The following is a 3,451-nucleotide window of genomic DNA, read 5'->3' as shown; positions in this document are numbered from 1 at the left end:
GACAACAGCACCGAGTACGGGCCGTCGACACCGGCGAGGCGCAGTTCGGACAGGGCCTGGGCGATCACGTCGGGGATCTCGCGGGGATCCTCCGGCAGCGCCAGCCCCGGATTGGAGCTGCACTTGCGGATGCCGTCGATGTCGGCCGCCGCGTAACCCTCGAAGATCGCCCGGTCCTCGGCGAACGCCAGCTGCTTGGCGGCCTCCTTGACCGGATCCCAGTCGGAATCCTGCGAGCCGCGCTCCACGTCGTCGATGTCGGTCCGCCCGATGGTGAACGGCACCCGCAGCCGCACCAGGGGCTTGCTCTCCCGCAGGTGGGCTACGACGCCGTCGCCGGGCGCCGCCACGTCCGCAAGGTGGCCGGTGCTGATGGCCGCCGTCGTGGGACCACTCGGGTCGCTGACGTCGACGACGCGCCGCCCGGCGATGTGCCGCTTGAACGTACGGGTCGCCTCTTGTTCGATCTCGCCCCACGCCTCGTCGGTGACCGGTGCCAGTTCGCGGTAGAGATTGTTCATTGGGGTTGTCCTTTCAAACTGCCGATCGACAGGGAGCCGTTGGAGGGGGGAGCTTCGGCCACGACGGTGTCCCCATCGGGTAGCGCCGGTGGGTCGTCGAGGAAGTCCGCGGTGGGCACGAAGAACATGGTGCCGGTCACCGCGGTCGAAAAGTCGAGAATGCGATCTGTGTTGCCAGGCGGATCGCCGATGAACATGTTCCGCAGCATCCGTTCGGTGACGCCGGGGTCGGCCGCGTAGGCGATGTAGTACGTGCCGGATTCGCCATTGCCCAGCGTGCCGAACGGCATGTTGGCCCTGACGATCTGGAGCTCGTTGCCGTCCTCGTCGGTGATGACGTTGAGGGCAAGATGCGAGTTGGCCGGCTTGACCGCATCGTCCATCTCGATGTCCTCCAACTTGGTGCGCCCGATCACCAGCTCCTGCTCGTCGACGCTCAGAGCGTTCCACGCGGCCATGTCGTGGGTGTACTTCTGGACGTGGACGTAGCTTGCCCCCGCGAAGTCGGGATCCTCGGCGCCGATCTGGACGGCCTCGACGGCCTCGGGTCCATCGGGGTTCTCGGTGCCGTCGACGAAGCCGAGCAGATCGCGCTGCTCGAAGAACCGGAAGCCATGCACCTCGTCGACGACGCTGACCGCACCCGCAATCGAGGCCAACACGCGGCCGCCGAGCTCGAAACAGACGTCCATGGACTCACCGCGGATGTGGAACAGCAGATCGCCCTGGGTGGCCGGCGCAACGTGGTGTGAGCCGGCGAGTTCGGGGAACGGGTGCAGCTCGGCGGGTCGCGGCCCCCCGAACAGCCGGTCCCAGGCTGCGGAGCCGATACCCGTGACGAGGTTCAGATGCGCTGCGGGATTACGGAATCCGACCGCGCGCACCAGACCCGACAGATCGGCGAAGGCGTCGTGAACCGTCTCCTCGCCACCATCGTCGATGGTGACCACCAGGAAGATCGCCGCCGGCGTCAGTGGAGTCAGAATCGGCTGCGGACGACGCGTCACGATCAGACCCTATCGCCACATCCAGCGGGTTATCCGGTAAGGATGGACTACATGATCTCAGGCAGGCCCGGCCCTTCCCTGCACGCCTCGGCCGAGGGCCTCTGCGAATTCATCGACGCCTCGCCCTCGCCGTTCCACGTCTGTGCGACCGTGGCAGGGCGGTTGCGCGACGCGGGCTTCGCCGAACTGTCGGAGGGTGACGCGTGGCCGGCCGGCACCGAGGGCCCTGGCTACTTCACGGTGCGGGCCGGTTCGCTGGTGGCATGGAGGTCGGCGGACGCAGGCGCGCCGTTCCGCATCGTCGGCGGACACACCGACAGCCCCAACCTGCGGGTCAAGCAGCATCCCGACCGCCTCGTCGCCGGATGGCAGGTCGTGGCGCTCGAGCCGTATGGCGGCGCGTGGCTCAACTCGTGGCTCGACCGCGACCTTGGCATCAGCGGGCGGTTGTCGCTGCGGGGGAACGGCGGCGGCGGGCAGGAGCGCAGCGACCGGGGGTTTGACACGGTCGAGGACGTGCTGATCCGCATCGACGATCCGATCCTGCGGGTGCCGCAGCTCGCGATCCACCTCTCCGACGACCGCAAGGGCGTGGCACTGGATCCGCAGCGCCACGTCAACGCCGTCTGGGGAGCCGGAGGCCGAACCAGGTCGTTCGTCGACTTCGTTGCCGAGCGCGCGGGCGTGGACCCGAGAGCCGTCCTGGCGGCCGACCTGATGACGCAAGACCTGACCACCTCGACGCTCGTCGGCGCCGACCGCGACCTGGTCAGCGCACCGCGGCTGGACAACCAGGGCACCTGTTACGCCGGGCTGGAGGCATTCCTCGCCGCCGAGCCGGGGGGTTACGTGCCCGTGCTGGCGCTGTTCGACCACGAGGAGGTCGGATCGACGTCGGACCACGGCGCGCAGTCCGAGCTGCTCCCCACGGTGCTGGAACGCATCACTCTGACCGGCGGGGGCACGCGGGAGGACTTCCTGCGCCGCCTGCCCGGCTCGATGGTGGCCTCCGGAGACATGGCGCACGCGACCCACCCCAACTATCCCGAGCGGCACGAGCCCAACCACCTCATCGAGGTCAACGGGGGGCCGGTGCTCAAGGTGCAGCCGAATCTGCGGTACGCCACCGACGGCCGCACCGCCGCCGCCTTCGCGCTGGCCTGCGCCACAGCCGGGGTGCCGCTACAGCGATACGAACACCGTGCCGACCTGCCGTGCGGCTCGACGATCGGACCGATGACCGCAGCACGCACGGGCATCCCGACCGTCGACGTCGGCGCCGCCCAGCTCGCGATGCACTCGGCCCGCGAACTGATGGGTGCTGCGGACGTGCACGCGTATGCCGCGGCGCTGCAGGCGTTCTTGTCACCGGGTTGATCTAGCCTCGAGCGCATGGCGCTCAAAGTGGAGATGGTGACGTTCGACTGCGATGACCCCGATGCTCTTGCGCAGTGGTGGGCAAAGGCCGTCGACGGACAGCTCAACGCGGTCGCGCCGGGTGAATTCGTGATCGTCGTTCAGGCCGACGGTCCTCGGCTGGGCTTTCAGAAGGTGCCCGCCCCGACGCCGGGCAAGAATCGCGTGCACCTCGATTTCACGGCCGCAGACGCCGACGCCGAGGTAGCCCGCCTGGTATCGCTGGGTGCGACGGAGACCGGCCGCAACGGCTTCGGCGACGATTTCCACTGGGTGGTGCTCGCCGACCCCGCAGGCAACGCATTCTGCGTCGCTGCCGGGAGCTGATCCGTCGCCCTGAAAATACCTGTGGACGTGGCAAGATCACGCCGGTGTTGCTATCGCTGATCGCGGTCTCGGTCGTCTTGGCGGGGTGGGCGCTCACGACCCGGCGGCTGGAGCGGTGGCGCATCACGTCACCGCTCTTCCTGGTGGTCGCCGGCGCCGTGGTCGAGTACACGACGCACG

At 68.6% G+C, this 3,451-nt stretch carries 4 protein-coding genes; 2 read left to right on the top strand and 2 right to left on the bottom strand.

Going from position 1 to position 3,451, the window contains the following annotated elements:
- Both ACRDUX_RS10645 and ACRDUX_RS10640 read right to left on the bottom strand, forming a co-directional pair.
- The coding region (locus ACRDUX_RS10645; protein WP_526413653.1) for a family 1 encapsulin nanocompartment shell protein at positions 1-521 on the bottom strand (521 nt) is incomplete at its 3' end.
- The gene (locus ACRDUX_RS10640; protein WP_526413657.1) at positions 518-1,531 is read right to left on the bottom strand and encodes a Dyp-type peroxidase; all 1,014 of its coding nucleotides are present in this window, start codon (positions 1,529-1,531) and stop codon (positions 518-520) included. The genes ACRDUX_RS10645 and ACRDUX_RS10640, both read right to left, overlap by 4 nt.
- A 75-nt stretch (positions 1,532-1,606) precedes the next feature.
- Here ACRDUX_RS10640 and ACRDUX_RS10635 point away from each other — a divergent pair, with 75 nt between their 5' ends.
- A complete protein-coding gene (locus ACRDUX_RS10635; protein ID WP_526413655.1) occupies positions 1,607-2,905 on the top strand; it encodes a M18 family aminopeptidase in 1,299 nt (432 codons plus the stop codon).
- 15 nt (positions 2,906-2,920) lie between these two features.
- Positions 2,921-3,271: a VOC family protein gene (locus tag ACRDUX_RS10630; protein ID WP_526413651.1), complete on the top strand. Its 351-nt coding sequence runs from the start codon at positions 2,921-2,923 to the stop codon at positions 3,269-3,271.
- Positions 3,272-3,451 lie beyond the last annotated feature (180 nt).

It is taken from the genome of Mycobacterium sp., from assembly GCF_050701675.1.
Lineage (GTDB): Bacteria > Actinomycetota > Actinomycetes > Mycobacteriales > Mycobacteriaceae > Mycobacterium.
This window is presented reverse-complemented; position numbering and strand designations above follow the sequence as displayed.